The sequence below is a fragment of the Albidovulum sp. genome (assembly GCF_008933605.1).
Lineage (GTDB): Bacteria > Pseudomonadota > Alphaproteobacteria > Rhodobacterales > Rhodobacteraceae > Albidovulum.
Window position 1 is genome coordinate 1 of the sequence record NZ_WBUS01000069.1, and the last position, 18,149, is coordinate 18,149.

Genomic DNA, 18,149 nt, shown 5'->3' on the forward strand with positions numbered 1-18,149 from the left:
CATGGGATACGCGCGGCTCGCGGCCGGACGCACCACGATCATCGTCGACGCCGCGCCGCCGCCGAAGGGCCGCGCCTCGGCCAACGCCCATGCCTCGACGCTGGCGATGGAGATGACCTCCGGCCGCCGTCCCGTGGTCGTCAACTGTGGCTCGGGTACGAGCTTCGGTCCGGACTGGCGTCGTGCCGGCCGCGCCACTCCGTCGCACTCGACGCTCTGCATCCACGGCTTCTCCTCCTCCCGGCTCGGTGCCGGCGGCGTGCTTCCCTCGAGCGCGAAGGGCGAGTTTACCGACACGCCCGACCAGGTCTGGGCCCAGCCCGAGGATGACAGCGGCGGCCACCGGCTCATGGCCGGCCACAATGGCTATGTGCCCACACACGGGCTCACCCATATCCGCCAGATCATGCTGTCCATCGACGGGCGGGCCATTGCGGGCGAGGACACGCTCGGGGCGATGACGGTCGCCGACCGCCGCCGGTTCGAGACGATCATGGCGCGGACGAAGCATCAGGGCGTGCCGTTCGCCCTGCGCTTCCACCTTCATCCGGATGTCGACTGTGCGCTCGACCTCGGCGGCACGGCCGTCTCGCTCGCGCTGAAGTCGGGCGAGATCTGGATCTTCCGCCATGACGGCGTGGCCGAATTGACGCTGGAACCCTCGGTCTACCTCGAATCCGGGCGGCTGAAGCCGCGCGGGACGAAACAGATCGTCCTTTCCGCGATGGTTCTCGACTATGCCTGCCAGTTGGGCTGGACCTTGGCCAAGGCTCAGGATACGCCCTCGGCCATCCGCGACACCCTGCGCGACGATGATCCGATGCCGAAGTGAAGGACGCTGCCCCGTGACCGAAGACGCAAGCCTCGCCGCCGTATCCCGCGCGCTCATCTCCGTTTCCGACAAGACCGGGCTTGTGGACTTCGCCAGGGGCCTCGCCGCGCGCGGGGTGGAGCTGCTGTCCACCGGCGGCACCGCGCAGGCGCTGCGCGAGTCGGGCCTTGCCGTGCGCGACGTTGCGGAGGTGACCGGCTTTCCCGAGATGATGGACGGGCGGGTCAAGACGCTGCATCCGAAGGTCCACGGCGGGCTTCTCGCGCTCCGCGACGATCCGGCGCATGTCGCCGCGATGGAGATGCACGGGATCGCGCCCATCGACCTGCTCGTGGTCAACCTCTACCCCTTCGAGGCCACCGTCGCCAAGGGCGCGGACTACGACACCTGCGTCGAGAACATCGATATCGGCGGCCCGGCGATGATCCGCGCGGCGGCCAAGAACCATGCCCATGTCGCCGTCGTCGTGGACCCGCAGGACTATGCCAAGGTCCTCGGCGACATGGACCAGCATGGCGGCAGGACCTGTCCGAAGTTCCGCCGCAAGCTCGCACAGCGTGCCTTCGCCCGGACCGCCGCCTACGACGCCGCCGTGTCGAACTGGATGGCCGGTGCGATCGGCGACCCGGCGCCGCGGCGCCGCGCCTTCGCCGGAACGCTTGCCCAGACGCTTCGCTACGGCGAGAATCCGCATCAGCGCGCCGCCTTCTACACCGACGGCTCGCGCCGCCCCGGCGTCGCCACCGCGACCCAGCACCAGGGCAAGGAGCTTTCCTACAACAATATCAACGACACCGACGCGGCCTTCGAGCTTGTGGCGGAGTTCGATCCGGCCGATGGCGCCGCCTGCGCGATCATCAAGCACGCCAATCCCTGCGGCGTGGCCCGCGGCGCGACGCTTCTGGACGCCTACAGGGCCGCCTATGAATGCGACCGCACCTCGGCCTTCGGCGGCATCGTCGCGCTGAACCGGTCGCTCGACACGGCGACGGCGGAGGAGATCTGCCAGATCTTCACCGAGGTCGTCATCGCGCCCGACGCCGACGAAGGCGCGCGGGCCGTCTTCGCCGCGAAGAAGAACCTCAGGCTTCTGACCACAGGTGCGCTGCCTGACCCGGCGTCCCCCGGCCTTGCCTTCCGGCAGGTCGCGGGCGGCTTCCTGGTTCAGGACCGCGACAACGGGGTGATCACCGGGGCCGACCTCAAGGTTGTGACCAGGCGCGCGCCGACTGGCGCGGAACTGAAGGACCTGCTCTTCGCCTGGAAGGTCGCCAAGCACGTCAAGTCCAACGCCATCGTCTACGTGAAGGGGGCTGCGACGGTTGGAATCGGCGCAGGCCAGATGAGCCGGGTGGACTCGACCCGGATCGCCGCCCGGAAGTCCGCCGACATGGCCGAGGCGCTGGGCCTCTCCGAACCGACCGTCAGGGGTTCCGTGGTCGCATCCGACGCCTTCTTCCCCTTTCCCGACGGTCTCCTGACGGCAGCGGAGGCCGGTGCCACGGCCGTGATCCAGCCGGGCGGCTCGATGCGCGATGCCGAGGTGATCGCGGCAGCCGACGAAGCCGGCCTCGCCATGGTCTTCACCGGCCAGCGGCACTTCCGGCACTGAGGCGACATGCGGCTCGTCACCCAGACGGCTTTGGGCGTCTTCGCGCTGGACCAGGCGACGAAGATCCTCGTTGTCCATGTCCTCGATCTTTGGTCGCGGCAACACATCGCGGTCCTTCCGCCGTGGCTCACGTTCCGCATGGCCTGGAACCAAGGCATCAACTTCGGCCTCCTCTCCAGCGACGGCGACTTCGCGCGCTGGGGGCTGATCCTCATGGCGCTGGGTATTTCAGCCTGGGTCTGGCTCTGGGTCCGGCGCGAGCCGCACAGCCGGATCGTGAAGCTCTCGGCGGGCTGCCTCATCGGCGGGGCCATGGGAAACGTCGTCGACCGGCTCCTTTACGGGGCGGTCGCGGATTTCCTGAACATGTCGGTGCCGGGCTTCGAGAATCCCTACTCGTTCAACGTCGCCGACATCGCGATCTTTGCCGGCGCGCTCGGCCTCGTGGTCTTCACCGGGCGGGAGAAGACCCCGTGACGTGCCGGGAGACTTGCGCTAAACGGGACGGAGGCAGGTGATGGAGAAACCCATGAGGGCTCGGCTCGGCTTCCGCGGATTGGGGCTCTGTGCGCTTGTCGCGCTGGCGGCCTGCGGGCGCCTGGCCGGCGACGAGAAGAAGCCGCCGCAACTCATGAACATCAAGTCGGCAAGCCGCAGCCCCGACGAGTTCAACATCCTGCCGACCAAGCCCCTGCAGATGCCCGAGGACATCGCCTCGCTGCCCGAGCCGACGCCGGGCGGAACCAACATCACAGACCCGACGCCGAAGGCCGATGCCGTCGCGGCGCTGGGCGGCAATCCGGCGCTGCTGGAACGCACGGCGGTGCCGGCGGGGAACGGCGGGCTCGTCAACTACGCGGCGCGCTTCGGCACCGCATCCGACATCCGCGACGTTCTTGCGGCCGAGGACCTGGAGTACCGGCGCAAGCACGACGGCCGGCTGCTGGAGCGGCTCTTCCACGTGAGCGTCTATTTCAAGGCCTATGCGCCGATGTCGCTCGACCAGTACGCCGAACTCGAACGCTGGCGTGCCGCCGGCGTCCGCAACGTCGGCGCCCCGCCCGAGGGCGCCCAGCAGGAGAAGTGATCACCACTGCGTCAGTCGCGCGCCGCCGGGGTTGACGACCCCGGCAGGGTGGTTACCTCTGTCGCGGAGTCGAGGGAGACCGTGATGATCCGCACACTTCGCTGGCTGGCCGTCGCGGCCTTCTCCACCCCCGCCCTGGGTGCGGACGTCACCACCTTCGTCCTTCCCAACGGGCTCGAGGCCGTGGTGATCGAGGATCACCGCGCCCCCGTCGTCGTGCAGATGGTCTGGTACAGGGCGGGCTCCGCCGACGAGAAACCCGGCGTCTCGGGCGTTGCGCACTTCCTCGAACATCTGATGTTCAAGGGAACCGACACGGTTCCCTCAGGCGCGTTCTCCAGGACCGTGGAGGCGAACGGCGGATCGGACAATGCCTTCACGTCCTACGATTTCACCGCCTATTTCCAGCGCGTCGCCGCCGACCGGCTGGAACTGGTGATGCGGATGGAGGCGGACCGCATGCGGAACCTCCGCCTGACGAAGGACGACTGGCAGACCGAGCGCGAGGTCGTGATCGAGGAGCGCAACCAGCGCACCGACAGCGACCCCGGCGCCATCTTCGGCGAACAGCGCCGGGCCGCGCAATTCCTGAACCATTCCTACGGCAAGCCGGTGATCGGCTGGCGGCACGAGATGGAGGCGCTGACGCGCGAGGACGCGCTCGACTGGTATCGCACCAACTACGCGCCGAACAACGCCGTGCTTGTCGTCGCGGGCGATGTCGATCCGGCCGAGGTGCAGCGTCTGGCCGAGACCTACTACGGGCCGCTGGAGCCCACGCCCGGCATCGGGCCGCGCACCCGCCCGCAGGAGCCGCCGCAACTCGCCGAGCGGCGGATGAGTTTCACTGACCCTCGCGTGGCGCAGCCCTTCGTCTCGCGCAGCTACCTCGCCCCCGAGCGCGATCCGGGCGACCAGAAGGCCGCTGCGGCGCTGACGATCCTCGCCGAGCTGCTCGGCGGGAGTTCGCAGACCTCGCTGCTGGCGCGCAAGCTCCAGTTCGAGACGAAGCAGGCGATCTATACGAACGCGAGCTACGACGGAACGTCCTATGACGATACCCTCTTCGGCCTCGCCGTAGTGCCGGCCGAGGGCGTCGGCCTTGCCGAGGCCGAGGCCGCGCTGGACCAGGTCATCGCGGATTTCCTGAAGAATGGCGTCGACGCCGACCAGTTCGCCCGCGTCAAGACGCGGATGAAGGCAGCGATGATCTATGCCGAGGACGACATCGACGGCCTCGCCCGCCGCTATGGAGAGGCGCTGACCACCGGGTTGACGGTGGCGGATGTGGACGCCTGGCCGGACGTGCTCGCCGCAGTCACCGAAGACGACGTGCTGGCCGCCGCGCGCCAGGTCTTCGACCGCCGCCGCGCGGTCACCGGCTGGCTCATGCGCGAGGGGACCGAGGAGGTGATGCAATGATCCGGGCCCTTCTGGCGGTGTGCCTCGCCGTCCTCATGGCGCTGCCCGCAGGTGCCGTCGAGATCAAGGAGGTCACTTCGCCGGGCGGCATCAGCGCCTGGCTGGTGGAGGAACACTCCATCCCCTTCACCGCGATCGAACTGCGGTTCGAAGGGGGCACAAGCCTCGATGCGCCGGGAAAGCGGGGCGCCACGCTCTTGACGATGGCGCTTCTGGAGGAAGGGTCGGGCGATCTGGACTCGCAGGGCTTCGCCGAGGCACGCGAACGGCTCGCGGCACGTTTCGAATTCGACGCCTTCGACGACGCCGCGACCGTCTCGGCCCAGATGCTGACGGAAAACCGGGGCGAGGCCGTGGCGCTGCTGAAGCAGGCGCTGACCGATCCGCATTTCGACGAGGCGTCGATGACCCGGGTGAAAGGTCAGGTTGCCTCGATCATCCGCTCGGACGAGACCGACCCGAACGCGATCGCGACCCGGGCTCTCGACCGCCTTGCCTTCGGCGACCATCCCTATGGATCCTCCCGCTACGGCACGCTCGACAGCCTTGCGGCGCTGACCCGCGACGATCTCGTCGCCGCGAAGAACGCCGTGCTCGCCCGCGACCGGCTCTTCGTCTCGGCCGTGGGCGACATCACGGCCGAGGAGTTCGGCGCGCTTCTCGACGACCTGCTCGGCGGTCTTCCCGCGACGGGTGCATCGCCGCCCCCGAGGGCGGAACTCCGCCTTGCCGGAGGCGTCACGGTCGTGGACTGGGACTCGCCCCAATCGGTCGTCATGTTCGGCCAGGCGGGGATCGAGCGCGATGACCCGGACTTCTTCGCGGCCTACGTGCTCAATCACATCCTTGGCGGTTCGGGCTTCGCCGCGCGGCTCATGGACGAGGTGCGCGAGAAGCGCGGTCTGACCTACGGCATCTCCACCTGGCTCGCCCCGATGGATCTTGCCGAGACCTGGCAGGGTTCCTTCGCCTCGGCGAACGAGAAGGTGGCCGAGGCCATCGCGGTCGTGCGCGCGGAATGGTCGAAGGTTGCGGCCGAGGGCGTGAGCGCGGCGGAACTGGAGGCCGCGAAGACCTATCTCACCGGCTCCTATCCCCTGCGCTTCGACGGCAATGGGCCGATCGCCAACATCCTCGTGGGCATGCAATCGGAGCGATTGCCGATCGCCTACGTGAACGAGCGCAACGCCTACATCGAGGCAGTGACGCTGGACGACATCAAGCGGGTGGCAAAACGGCTGATGGCCCCAGAGGCGCTGAGGTTTGTCGTCGTGGGCAAGCCCGCCGGGCTGGCAGCAACGGACTGAACACCTTTCCCGAATCCCTCGGGCCTGCTACATCTTGCAGGATGAACGCCGAGAGCCCCAATATCCTGCCCGTGCGGCCGCAAATCCGGCAGCTCGATGAATCCGCGGTGAACCGTATCGCGGCGGGCGAGGTTGTGGAGCGCCCGGCCTCGGCGGTGAAGGAACTGGTGGAAAACGCGCTCGACGCGGGCGCCCGGCGGATCGCGGTCACCTATGCCGACGGCGGCAAGACGCTGATCCGCGTGACTGACGACGGTTGTGGCATGACGGCCGGGGACCTGCCGCTCGCGCTGGCCCGCCATGCAACCTCCAAGATCGACGGGACCGACCTTCTCAACATCCGCTCCTTCGGCTTCAGGGGCGAGGCGCTGCCTTCGCTCGGCGCGGTCGGACGCCTCAGGATCACTTCGCGCGCGCGGGGTTTCGAGGCGGCCGAGATCGCCGTCACCGGCGGGCGGGCGGAGCCGGTGCGGCCGGCGGCGCTGACCGCAGGGACGGTCGTGGAGTTGCGCGACCTCTTCTTCGCGACGCCCGCGCGGCTGAAGTTCCTGCGCTCCGACCGGGCCGAGGCACAGGCGATCCGCGATGCCGTCGAACGGCTGGCGATGGCGGAGCCCTACGTCTCCTTCACGCTCACCGACGCCTCGGACGGCGAGCCACGGACGATCCTGCGCGCCGACGCCGAGCAAGGGGACCTGTTCGACGCGCTCGGCCAGCGACTCCGGACCCTTCTCGGGCCGGGGTTCGCGGACAATGCCCTGCCCATCGATGCCGAGCGCGACGGCATCCGGCTCACGGGTTTCGCGGCGCTGCCGACCTATTCGCGGGGCGCGGCGGTCGAACAGTTCCTGTTCGTGAACGGGCGGCCCGTGCGCGACAAGCTGCTGATCGGCGCGCTTCGCGCGGCCTACATGGACGTCCTCTCGCGCGACAGGCACCCGGCCGCCGTTCTCAACCTGACCTGCGATCCCGAGCGCGTCGACGTCAACGTGCATCCCGCCAAGGCCGAGGTGCGCTTCCGCGAACCCGGCGTGGCCCGCGGCCTCATCGTTTCGGCGCTCCGCCATGCGCTCGCCGGGGCGGGCCACCGGGCCTCGTCCACGGTGGCGGGGCTGACGCTTGGCGCGCTGCGGACCGAACCGGCCGGCCCGCGCGTCTACCAGATGGACCGCCCGACGCAGACGGCGCTGCGCGCAGCCCATGCCGCGCAGGCGCCGCTCGCGCCGGAATTCGCCGAAGCCTCCGCCCGCTATGAGCCGGCCGATCCCGAACCCGTGGACGAGGCAGCAGGGGAACATCCCCTCGGGGCGGCCCGTGCGCAGGTGCACGAGAACTACATCATCGCCCAGACCGCGACCGGCATCGTCATCGTGGACCAGCACGCCGCGCACGAGCGTCTGGTCTACGAGCGCCTCAAGCGCCAGCGCGAGGAACAGGGCGTCGCGGCGCAGGCGCTCCTGATCCCCGAGATTGTGGAGCTTTCGGACGGCGATGCCCGGCTGCTCCTCGAACATGCCGGGGCGCTCGGGGCGCTCGGCCTAACGGTGGAACCCTTCGGCGGCGGCGCGGTCGCGGTGCGCGAGACGCCCGCGCTCCTGGGCGACGTGAACGCGGCAGCGCTTGTCAGGGACATCCTGGACGAGCTGCGGGACCTCGGCGCCAGCCAGACGCTGCAATCGCGGATCGACTCCGTTCTGTCGCGGATGGCCTGCCATGGCTCCGTGCGCACGGGCAGGCGGATGCGGGCGGACGAGATGAACGCGCTTCTGCGGGAGATGGAGGCGACGCCCTTGTCCGGCCAGTGCAACCACGGCCGGCCGACCTATGTCGAGCTGAAGCTTTCCGACATCGAGCGGCTTTTCGGGCGGACATGATCACGTTTCGCGGGCAGACCTACGCGCTTGACGATCCGCTCGTCCTCGCCGCGCTCGGCGGCTTGGCGCTGGTGCTGCTTCTCTTCATCCTGCTCATCGTGACCCTTCGCGCCGCCGCGCGATCTGCCCGCATGACCGAGCCGCTCGGCTTTCACCTCAGCCAGCTCGGAAGCCGCGTGCAGTCGCTGTCGGACGGGCAGGAGCGGCTCAGCGGCGGGCTGACCCATGTCTCCGAGGCGCAGGCTGCCTCGCAGGCGCGGGTGCTGCATCTGATGGAGCAGCGGCTCGCCGAGGTTTCGCGCGGGATGAGCGAGAGCCTGCACGGCACCGCCACGCGCACCGCGCGGTCCCTGGGCGAGTTGCAGCAGCGTCTGGAAACGATCGACAAGGCACAGTCGAACATCGAGAAGCTTTCGGGAGACGTCCTCAGCCTGCAGGACATCCTGTCGAACAAGCAGACGCGCGGCGCCTTCGGGGAGATCCAGCTCAACGACATCGTGCGCAAGGCGATGCCGCCCGATGCCTTCACCATGCAGGCGACCCTTTCGAACGGGCGGCGGGCGGACTGTCTCATCCACCTGCCGAATCCGCCCGGGCCCATCGTCATCGACTCCAAGTTTCCCCTGGAAGCCTACGAGGCGCTGCGCCGGGCGGAGAACCAGTCGCAACTGATCGAGGCGCAACGGATGCTCCGCATCGCGGTGCGGAACCACATCAAGGCCATCGCCGAACGCTATATCCTTGACGGCGAGACGGCGGACGGGGCCCTGATGTTCCTTCCCTCCGAGGCAGTCTATGCCGAACTCCACGCCAACTTTCCGGACCTGGTGCGCGAGGGCTTCGATGCCCGCGTCTGGATCGTTTCGCCTACCACGTGCATGGCCACCCTGAACACGATGCGTGCCGTTCTGAAAGATGCGCGGATGCGCGAGCAGGCCGGCGCGATCCGCGCGACGCTCAGGCAGCTTCACCGCGACGTTGAACTGGTGGTGGAGCGGGTGGAGAAGCTTTCGACCCATTTCCACCAGGCGCGCGGCGACCTCGACGGCATCACCACGGCCGCCGAGCGCGCCGGCAAGCGGGCCGCCAAGCTCGACAACTTCGACTTCGAGGAACTGGCGCCTGACGACGACACGCCGGGCATCATGCCGCTTGCCAGGCCCCCAGCCAAGCCCTGATCCCGCCTCATTCCAGGCCGATTTGCGCGTTACCGGATGCGCAACAATCGCGCGGGACCGGTCATGAATCAGTCGCATACGAGAACGGCATCGGGGTCGGGGCTTCTTGTCCCGGCGCTCTTCACCCTGACGATCTTCCTCTCCGCCTCGCTGCTGTTCTTCGTGCAACCCCTGTTCGCCAAGATCGTCCTGCCACAGATCGGCGGCGCGCCGGCGGTCTGGACGACGGCGATGCTCTTCTTCCAGAGCGTCCTGATCGGCGGCTATCTCTATGCCCATCTCGTCACCCGCCACCTGCCGGTCGCGGGGCAGCTCGCGCTCCATCTCCTGCTCTGGGGCGCCGCCCTTGCCTTCCTGCCGCTCGGCCTTCCGGAGGGCTGGCGCTATGACCCGGAGGTTCCGGCGGCCTGGCAGACGCTCGGCCTCTTCGCCCTCGGCGTCGGGGTTCCCTTCGGCGTCCTCTCGGCCAATGCGCCGCTGATCCAGTCCTGGTATGCCCGCAGTGACGGCCCCTCCGCCGAGGACCCGTACTTCCTCTACGGCGCCTCGAACCTCGGTTCGCTCGTGGCGCTTCTTGCCTTCCCGCTCCTGGCCGAGCCGCTTCTTGGTGCCGCGCGGATCGGGGCGCTCTGGGCGGCGGGGTTCGTCGCCTTCGGCGGGTTCCTGCTTCTCTGCGGTCTCAGCGCGCATCGCGGCGGCGCGGTGCGCGTGACGCGCGGCACGGCCGCGGCGGACCCGGTCGGCGCCGCCCGGATCGGGCGCTGGCTGCTGCTGGCCTTCGTGCCTTCGTCGCTGATGCTGGCCGTCACCACGAAGATCTCGACCGACATCGGGGCCATTCCGCTTGTCTGGGTGGTGCCCCTGTCGCTCTACCTCCTGAGCTTCGTCCTCACCTTCGCGCGCCGGCCCCTGACGCCATCGCCGCTGCTTCGCGCCGCCTATCTCGTCGCGCTGGCTCTGCTCGGCGCGGTCTTTGCGGGCATCACCGGGGCGCATGTCGGGCTCTGGGGCGTGGCGGGGCTGATGCTGGCCTTCTTCGTCGTGGCGCTCTTTGCCCATGCGAGGCTCTACGAGGCGCGGCCTGCCGGGCGGCACCTCACGCTCTTCTACCTCGTCATGTCGGTCGGCGGCGCGCTGGGCGGGTTCTTCAACTCGATCCTGGCGCCGCTCGTCTTCGACAGCCTCGCCGAGGGCGGGGTGACCACGCTTCTCGCCGCGACGCTGGTGCTCAGCCCGGCGATGCGGCCAACGCCAAGCCTCACCCGGCTGGGCACGGGGCTGGGGATCGTCGCGGCGCTGCCCCTCGCGCTTGCGGTCACGGTCTTCGGCGTGACCGACTGGCTGATGCTCAAGCTCGCCATGTTCGGCCTGGCCGCGCTCGCCGCCATCGCCCTCCGCCGCCACCTGCCGGCCGCGGCGATCGCCATGGGGATCGTCACCGTGACCGGCGTCTGGCTGATCCCGAGCGGCGACCTCTTCCGCGACCGCAGCTTCTTCGGCACCCACCGGGTGTTCGAGGCCGACGGCTTGCGGCTCTATGCCAACGGCACCACGATCCATGGAGCGGAGCGGGTCGCGGACCTCGGCCGCGATAGGCCGGAGCCGCAGTTCTACTACCATCGCAACGGGCCGATGGCGCAGGTGCTGACCTCCGGCCTCGGCACGGAGGCAGCCCGCGTCGGCATCGTCGGACTCGGCGTCGGAGCGCTCGCCTGCTACCGGCGCGAGGGCCAGGACTGGATTTTCTACGAGATCGACGCGGCCGTGGACCGCATCGCGCGGGACCCGTCGCTCTTCACCTTCCTCGGCGCCTGCGCGCCAGAGGCGCCGACCCGGCTCGGCGACGCGCGGATGATGCTCGCGCAGGAGGCCGCGGAACCGGTCTACGACATCCTCGTGATCGACGCCTACGGCTCGGACGCAGTGCCGATGCACCTGACGACGGACGAGGCGATGCGGCTCTACATCGACCGGCTCGCGCCGAATGGGGTGCTGCTTTACCACATCTCGAACCGCTACTACGCGATCGAACGCCCGCTGTCCCGCAGCGCCGAGGCGATCGGACTCGTCGCGCGGATCCAGGACTATCCGGGGCAGGAGGCGACGGATCCCGGCGACGCGCCCTCCCGTGTCGTCCTCCTGGCGCGGAGCGAGGCGGCCCTCGGCCCGCTCGCCGACGATCCGCGCTGGGCGCTGCTTCCCGCCGACGGCGGCCCGGTCTGGACCGACGATTTCGCCGATCTCCTGTCGATCCTGAGATAGGCGCTCCGGCGGCTCCGGACCGGAAACTGCCGCCGGATAAGTCGTTCGCCTTCCGATTGAGAATCGGCACAAATTTCGGCTATAATGAATTTGTTTGATTTCGATTGTTCTTTAGCGAGAGGCCATTGCCATGCGCGAGGATTTCCCCGCCCTGCGCGAACTGCCGCGCGAAGAGGGTGACGAACCAGTCGTCATCGAGCTTGTGTTTTCCGAGGGCCTGACGCCGGAAGAGGTCGCGGCGCGCGTCCGCGCGGTGGTGCCCGATGCGGAGCTGGAGGTGGAGACCGCCTTTGGCGGCCCCGAGGACCGCTTCCACTTCCTGTCCTTCCCGACCATCCGCTCGCGCGGGCAGGAGGCGGAGGTCTTCGCCTTCGCGCGGGCGCTGCGGCCCGAGGTCGGCGCGACCGATGCCAACCCGGTCCTGACCGACAGTCTCTATGGCGCCGTGGCGATCGGCGCCGGTCCCACCATCGAAAGCGCGCTCTTCTCCTGCGAGACGCCGCGCCAGGACCTGATGCCCAAGGGCTGGGTGCATCCGGTGATCCGCACGCCGGTTGCCTGGGGCATGACGCGCGGCAACGGGACAACGGTCGCGGTGATCGACACCGGCCATTCAACGCATCAGGAACTCGCCGGGGTTATCCGGCCGAACGGGCAGCTCAACCTCGTCGAGGGGGGAACGGACGCCTCCGACCGGTTCAGCCAGGGCTTCCTGCGCCATCCGGGGCACGGGACGCTCGTCTGCTCGGTTGTGGCGAGCCGGGGCGATGCCTCGGGCACGGGCGATGTGACCGGCCCCGGCGAGATCACCGGAGCCGCGCCCGAGGCGACAGTACTGCCGATCCGGGCGATCAGGTCGGTGATCAACTTCAGCCAGAAGACCATTCCCGCGGCGATCGCGCACGCGGTTGCGGAAGGCGCGGACGTGATCGCCATGGCGCTCGGCGGGCCGACGCGGGTGAGTGCGACCGAAAAGGCCTTGCGCGACGCCACGCGCGAGGGGCTGGTGATCTGCTGCGCGGCGGGCAACTGCTGGCCGGCGGTGGTGTTTCCCGCCGCCTATGCCGCGAACGGGCTCTGCACCGCCGTCGCGGCGCTGACCCGCGACCTCACGCCCTGGGCGAAGACAGGGCGCGGGCCGGAGGTGACCATCGCGGCGCCGGGCGAGAACGTCTGGGGCGCGGCCAAGAACAAGGCGACCGATCCGGACGACCGCACCAAGGCGGCACAAGGCACGACGCTCGCGACCTCGCTGACCTCGGGCGTGGCGGCGCTCTGGGTCGCGAAGCACGGTGGCCGGGCCGCGCTCAAGGCCAAGGCGGCCGCGGCGGGCACCACGGTGCAGTCGATGTTCGTCCACTGCGTGACGGCAGGCGTGACGAAGCCCCCGGTCTGGAACGGCGCCACCAACCTCGGGGCAGGCGTGCTCGATGCCGCCCAGGCGCTTTCCAACCCCCTGCCGGCGGCGCCGACCGGGACCGAGGCCGCGGTCGCGGCCGCCCTTCCGCCCACGGGCGTCGCCCCGACGTCGCAGATCCTCGCCATTCACCTCGCCAACCACGCGCCCGAGGCGCTCGACGAATACGGGCCCGAGATGGCGGAATATGCGGCCGAACTTCTGTGGCTGAGCTACCGGGGCGGGGCGAAGGCGCGGGCCGCGCGTGACGGCGGGGCCGAGGCTGCCGCGCTTCGACCCGACCGGCCGAGCGCGGACCTCGCGGCGGCGCTCGCCGTCCGGCCGAAGCTGCGCGCCGCGCTTGCCGCCGAATAGGCGCGGCCTTGTCCGGGGCTCTCACCGCGAAGGCGCTGGCACCGGTGCTCGCCGAGGCGCCGGCACTCGTGCACGAGGCGCTGCAGGCGCTTTACGACCCGCGCGACGATCCGCTCGACCTTGACGCCGTCGCGGTCGCGGCGCGCGGAGTCGGCCGCACGACGGCCGCGATGCTGGCGATGATCCTCAACGAGGACGGCCTGTCAGACGCCTTCGTCGCCTTTCTCGCCGCTCATGCGCGGCCGCTGGACGGTCCCGCCTTCGCCGCGACGGTCGCCCGGCTGAAGGCCGATTCCGAGGCGGCGCTCGGCGGGCTCGTCGGGATCGCGTTCGACGAGGAAAAACTGGCCGCCTTCGCGCTCCGGTCGAAGAGCTTCCGCTGCCGGGTCCGCGTGAATGGCAAGGTCACAGGCTGCGGCGCGCTCGTGTCGCCGCGGCTCGTCCTGACGGCCCAGCACGTGATTGCCACGGCGAATGGCGCGGCGCCGCGACTGGAGGTCGAGGGGCCGGACGGAAGGCGCCACCCGGCCACGGTCGCGCTTGCGGTGCCGCCGCACGAGGCGGAGAAAACGGGGGGGCTGCCGCCTGCCGAGGGTGCCGCGACTCACAGTGACGTGGCGCTTCTCAGGCTCGACGTGCCGCTTGGCCGACGCTACGCCCAGGTCGATCTGCCGCCGACGCCGGTGCCTTGCAACGGCAAGTCCGCCTTCGTCCTGGTGCATTTCCCGGGCGGCAAGGCTTCGGGCATCTCGTTCGGGGAAATCGACCGGAGTGATTGCCGCGCCGTGAGGCATGCGCATACGGCGAAGGCCGCCAACGGGTCGTCCGGGGGGCCGGGGTTCGATGCGGAGTTCCGTTTTCTCGGCCTGCACCAGGGCCGGCTGGGCAAGGTGAAGCGGATCGTGCCGTTCGAACAGTTCAGCGCCAATGCCGATTTTCGGGCACGCATCGAAGGCGACCGGCAGGTCCGCTACCTCTGGTCGCTCGACGGCTCGCCCGAGGGCCATCTCGTGATTGGACGCCAGACCTACTTCGACGCGCTGGCCGCGATCGCGGCCGGTGAAGCGCCGGCCCTGCGCGGCATCTGGGTGCGCCGCAAGTCCATCGCCGAGAGCGCGGGCCTCGCCTTCAGCCACGATCTCCTGGGCGCGTTTCTCGACGCCAGCGCCCACCGGATCGTCCGCTTGCCAATCGAGATCGAGGTGGGCGACGTGGTCGCACGGCTGCACGCCGAGGTCTTCGCCGCGGCGCCCCCCGAGGCCGCGTCGGGCGTGCGCCTCGACGAAACCACGCGCGTGGCCCACGACGAGGACCGCGCCCGCGCCCTGGCCGACGCCATCCAGGCCCAGGCCGTGGCCGAAGGACGCACCATCTGGATCTTCGTCGAGAACCCGCCGGCAGGTATGCTTCAGGACGCGCAGGTCCAATTCGAGCACCTGGTGGCCGAGCTGCTCCTGCGGTCTGCCGTCCGCCTCGTGCTCGCCGGGTTCGAGACCTGCGTCCTCGCCGAGACGGTCTACGAGACGGTGGCCGAGGCGCGCACCGGAACGCTGCCCGGCCTGCTTGCCGAGTACATCGGCGAATTCTCCGAGGCGGACGTCCGCATGACGGCGACAGAGATGGCCCGCGCGATGGGGTACGACTGGGGCGCCGAGGTGCTGACCCGGATCGTCCGGCTGGCACTGGCGGGATTGCCGGCCCAGGGCGGCTACTACCCGGTGATGCACCTCGCATCGGTGGCCGACAGGCTGAGAGCCGAAGCGCGGCGCGAGGAGGGAGGGGGATGAAGCGGGAGGCACCCGAGCTCGACACGCTGGTCGAGGCGGCGCGCCGCTTCGCGGCCGTCCAGGATTCCTTCGCGCCGGAGGCGGCGCTGGCCGCCGTCATGGGCCCGCGCGTGGCGCAGGAGCCCATCGTGGCCGCCCGGGTGCTTTCGGCGCTCCGGCAGGATTGCACCGTGGAGACCGGCAAGACCGAACGCTGGCTGATGCGCCCGGCGGCCCGGCGGAAGATCCTCGCGGGCGAGGTGGCCGTCGCCGATGCCGATACCCCCGTCGCGAAGGCCCTCGCCGGTCGCGGGAATCTCGCCCCCGATGCGCTTGACCGGATGATCGGCGGCGACGCCTCTCCGGAGGAACTCGAGGCGGTGGCGGTCGCGCTTGACCGGGCAGGGCCCTCGGCGCCGGGCTTCGACCGGCTCGACCGGCTGCGCAGCCTGCTGAACACCCGCCGGGCCGAGTCGCGGACCGATGCGCGGCTCGCCGGCGGCTTCTTCGGGCGCGAGGCCGAACTTGCCCGCCTGGCCGACTGGATCGCCGCCCCGCAGGCGGGCCCGCCGATGCGCACCGTCCATGTCTCGGGCCTGCCGGGGATCGGCAAGTCCTTCCTGCTCGAGCGGGTCATCCAGATGGCCCGGCTGAACATCGGCCCCATCCTTGTCTCGCTCGATTTCGATCGCGCGGGCCTCAACGTGCTCGAGGCGCACGGGTTCTTCGAGGAGATTTCGCGCCAGGTGGGCGATGCGGTGCCGGAAGCCTCGGCCCAGCTTCGCGCCATGCGGCTGAAGAGCGCGGAGCGGCGCGCGGCCGAAACCGGCACCAGCGCCCGCTACAGCGTGCCGCGCGACCTTCTCGAGGCGATCGCGGGCGCGGTCCGGGGAAGCGGGCGCCGCGTCCTTGTCGTGCTCGACACGCTCGAGGTTCTGCGCAGCCGCGGCGAAACCCAGGTGATGACGCTGTTCGACCGGATGGACTCTCTGGCCGAGTACGGCGTCGCGCCGCTCGCGATCATCTCGGCCGGGAGGGGCGATGCGCTGGACCCGGTTCCCGCCCGGGTCGAGGACCGCATCCGCCTTGAAGGCATAGAGGACAGCGCGGCGCGTCTCCTTCTGGCTGCACGGGGGGTACCGGAGCGACTCTGGCCGCGGATCCTGCCCCTCGCGCGGGGCAACCCGCTTCTCCTCACCCTCGCCGCCAAGGCCTTCGAGGATGCGGACTATGACGCGGGCGAGATCCCGGCGGGGGCCGGCGAGGAAACCATCGGCGGCTATCTCTACCGCGCGATCCTGAGCCGGGTGCCGGAGCGCCTGCGCCGCATCGCCAACGAGGGGCTGATCCTGCGGGCGATCGACGCGGAGGCGCTGACGGGCGTCGTTGCCCCGGCGCTCGGCATCACGCTGACGGCGGAGGAGGCGCGGGCGGCGCTGGCGGAGCTTGCCACGCATCACTGGCTGGTCGAGTCCGACGGCGCCGGGAACGTCCGTCACCGGCAGGATGTGCGCCGCGCATTCCTGCCGCTGCTATATGACGGCACGACCGAGACGCGGGCCGCCGCCGAGGCGATCAACCTTCGCGCCGCCGAGTGGTATGGCGCGCGCGATCCCGTCGCCGCGCTCTACCACCGTCTTCAGGCGACGCGCTTCGGCCACCCGATGCCGGAGGTGCCGGCCGACCTGGCGCGCGAGATCACGGGCCCGATCCTCGACGAGCTGCCGGCCCCGGCACAGGACGCGGTCCTGCAGGCGCAGGGCCGGCGGTCGGGCTTCGCGCGGGCGGGGGCACCGGAAGCCGTCCCGCAGGACCTTGGCCTGACCGACCTGCCTGCGCCCGCGCCCGCCCGGGAAACCGCGCACGCGCAGGCCGACGGCGACATGGCAGGCGATGCCCCCGAAGACGCCCCGCGCAAGGCGATGCGCGTCCGACCGGACGAGCGCGCCGTGCGTGACCTCGAACTCATGCTGGAGAAAGGTGATCTGCGCGAGGCGGGCCACGTCTTCCACGCGGGGTTTGGCGGAAAGCTGGAACCCGACAGTCCCGGGGCCATGGTGGCGCTTTGCTACCTGTGGCTGGCCGGGCGCTGGGCCGCCGCTGTGGATCTCTTCCGCGGGCAACCGCGCTCCGCCCTGGACCGCGCGCTCGAGGAGAGCCCGCATCTGCGCGGGCGCGTGGTGCTCGAGATACAGGCCGAGACAGGCTTTGGCAGGCTCTTGGCCATGCTCGCCGACGACAGGGTCTTCGATCTCGCCCTGCGGTCGCATGATGCCTCGCAACGTACCGGGATGGTCGGCGGCGCGCTCGACTTCGCCTTCCTTGTCATCCGCCACTCCGACGCGGCCCTTCCCCGGCGGCTCGACCTGGCGCGGGGCCTGCTCGCCTCGGCATCCGGCGCGACCGAGGGGATTGCCGACACGGGTCACGCCCTTGCCGCCGCGCGGGCGCTCCGGGAGGATTTCGGCCTCTTCCACGAGCCGCTTGCAGGCGGCGGGCCGGATGACCGGCGGCCGGCCGTGCAGGCCGAAATCCTGCAGGCGCTGAACCCCTACGGCGCTCCCCTTCACGCGCTGGTGTCCGGCGCGCCGGAGGGAAGGATCGCCGCCTTTCTCGAGGGCCTGCATCCCCGCCTGCCCGAGGCGGCGGCGCTTTTCTTGCCCGACCTGCGCGGCGGAGAGGGTTTGCCCGACCGCCTCAGGGGCGGGCCGCCCGATGTCGTCGCTGCGCTGACGGCGATGGGCCTCTGCGCCGACTGGTCGTCTGCGCATGTCATCGGCCGTTCGCTCGCCGACCTCCGGCTCATCGCCCGGTCCGCCGAGCGCTGGCGGCGGACCGTCGCCGGAATGTGGTCCTACGGCGCCCGCCGCCCCGAGGGCTGGACCGAACAGGCGAGCGAGGACCGCATGTCCGCCGCGCGGCTCGACCGGCTCGGACAGGCGCAGGCGATCCCCGTGAATGGTCAACGACTTAGCAGGGGCGATGACGTAAACGGAATTCGCTTCAATCGGCATGCCGTCCGTGATCTCCACGACCGG

At 70.2% G+C, this 18,149-nt stretch carries 12 protein-coding genes; all 12 read left to right on the forward strand.

Annotated features, from left to right (window positions below):
• The coding region (locus F9K34_RS10590) for a heparinase II/III family protein (protein ID WP_291336933.1) at window positions 1–832 on the forward strand (832 nt) is incomplete at its 5' end.
• A 13-nt stretch (window positions 833–845) separates the two neighbouring features.
• Complete coding sequence (gene purH, locus F9K34_RS10595; protein ID WP_436405733.1) at window positions 846–2,444, forward strand: bifunctional phosphoribosylaminoimidazolecarboxamide formyltransferase/IMP cyclohydrolase; 1,599 nt, start codon at window positions 846–848, stop codon at window positions 2,442–2,444.
• 6 nt (window positions 2,445–2,450) lie between these two features.
• Window positions 2,451–2,921, forward strand: coding sequence for a signal peptidase II (gene lspA / locus F9K34_RS10600; protein ID WP_291336935.1), 471 nt, complete (start codon window positions 2,451–2,453; stop codon window positions 2,919–2,921).
• Between the two features lie 52 nt (window positions 2,922–2,973).
• Window positions 2,974–3,531 (forward strand): DUF3035 domain-containing protein, encoded by a 558-nt coding sequence (locus F9K34_RS10605; protein WP_436405734.1) that lies wholly within the window; start codon window positions 2,974–2,976, stop codon window positions 3,529–3,531.
• Window positions 3,532–3,615: 84 nt separating this feature from the next.
• Window positions 3,616–4,953, forward strand: coding sequence for a M16 family metallopeptidase (locus F9K34_RS10610; protein WP_291336937.1), 1,338 nt, complete (start codon window positions 3,616–3,618; stop codon window positions 4,951–4,953).
• Window positions 4,950–6,260 (forward strand): M16 family metallopeptidase, encoded by a 1,311-nt coding sequence (locus F9K34_RS10615; protein WP_291336938.1) that lies wholly within the window; start codon window positions 4,950–4,952, stop codon window positions 6,258–6,260. Before F9K34_RS10610 ends, F9K34_RS10615 begins: the two co-directional genes overlap by 4 nt.
• Before the next feature lie 41 nt (window positions 6,261–6,301).
• Complete coding sequence (mutL, locus tag F9K34_RS10620; protein WP_291336939.1) at window positions 6,302–8,134, forward strand: DNA mismatch repair endonuclease MutL; 1,833 nt, start codon at window positions 6,302–6,304, stop codon at window positions 8,132–8,134.
• Entirely contained in the window at window positions 8,131–9,312 is a 1,182-nt protein-coding gene (locus F9K34_RS10625) for a DNA recombination protein RmuC (RefSeq protein WP_291336940.1), read from the forward strand. The genes mutL and F9K34_RS10625 overlap by 4 nt, the downstream gene beginning before the upstream one ends.
• A 63-nt stretch (window positions 9,313–9,375) precedes the next feature.
• Window positions 9,376–11,574 (forward strand): fused MFS/spermidine synthase, encoded by a 2,199-nt coding sequence (locus F9K34_RS10630; protein WP_291336941.1) that lies wholly within the window; start codon window positions 9,376–9,378, stop codon window positions 11,572–11,574.
• 130 nt (window positions 11,575–11,704) lie between these two features.
• Window positions 11,705–13,345: a S8 family serine peptidase gene (locus F9K34_RS10635; protein WP_291336942.1), complete on the forward strand. Its 1,641-nt coding sequence runs from the start codon at window positions 11,705–11,707 to the stop codon at window positions 13,343–13,345.
• A gap of 8 nt (window positions 13,346–13,353) precedes the next feature.
• Window positions 13,354–15,132: a trypsin-like serine peptidase gene (locus F9K34_RS10640; protein ID WP_291336943.1), complete on the forward strand. Its 1,779-nt coding sequence runs from the start codon at window positions 13,354–13,356 to the stop codon at window positions 15,130–15,132.
• Window positions 15,129–18,149: AAA family ATPase (locus F9K34_RS10645; RefSeq protein ID WP_291336944.1), on the forward strand; the 3,021-nt coding region annotated here is incomplete at its 3' end. The genes F9K34_RS10640 and F9K34_RS10645, both read left to right, overlap by 4 nt.

Excerpts from the sequence above, each read along its gene's own strand:
- lspA (WP_291336935.1), top strand. The coding sequence starts at position 2,451 with ATGCGGCTCGTCACCCAGACGGCTTTGGGCGTCTTCGCGCTGGACCAG.
- F9K34_RS10605 (WP_436405734.1), top strand. The coding sequence starts at position 2,974 with ATGAGGGCTCGGCTCGGCTTCCGCGGATTGGGGCTCTGTGCGCTTGTC.
- F9K34_RS10610 (WP_291336937.1), top strand. The coding sequence starts at position 3,616 with ATGATCCGCACACTTCGCTGGCTGGCCGTCGCGGCCTTCTCCACCCCC.
- F9K34_RS10615 (WP_291336938.1), top strand. The coding sequence starts at position 4,950 with ATGATCCGGGCCCTTCTGGCGGTGTGCCTCGCCGTCCTCATGGCGCTG.
- mutL (WP_291336939.1), top strand. The coding sequence starts at position 6,302 with ATGAACGCCGAGAGCCCCAATATCCTGCCCGTGCGGCCGCAAATCCGG.
- F9K34_RS10625 (WP_291336940.1), top strand. The coding sequence starts at position 8,131 with ATGATCACGTTTCGCGGGCAGACCTACGCGCTTGACGATCCGCTCGTC.
- F9K34_RS10630 (WP_291336941.1), top strand. The coding sequence starts at position 9,376 with ATGAATCAGTCGCATACGAGAACGGCATCGGGGTCGGGGCTTCTTGTC.
- F9K34_RS10635 (WP_291336942.1), top strand. The coding sequence starts at position 11,705 with ATGCGCGAGGATTTCCCCGCCCTGCGCGAACTGCCGCGCGAAGAGGGT.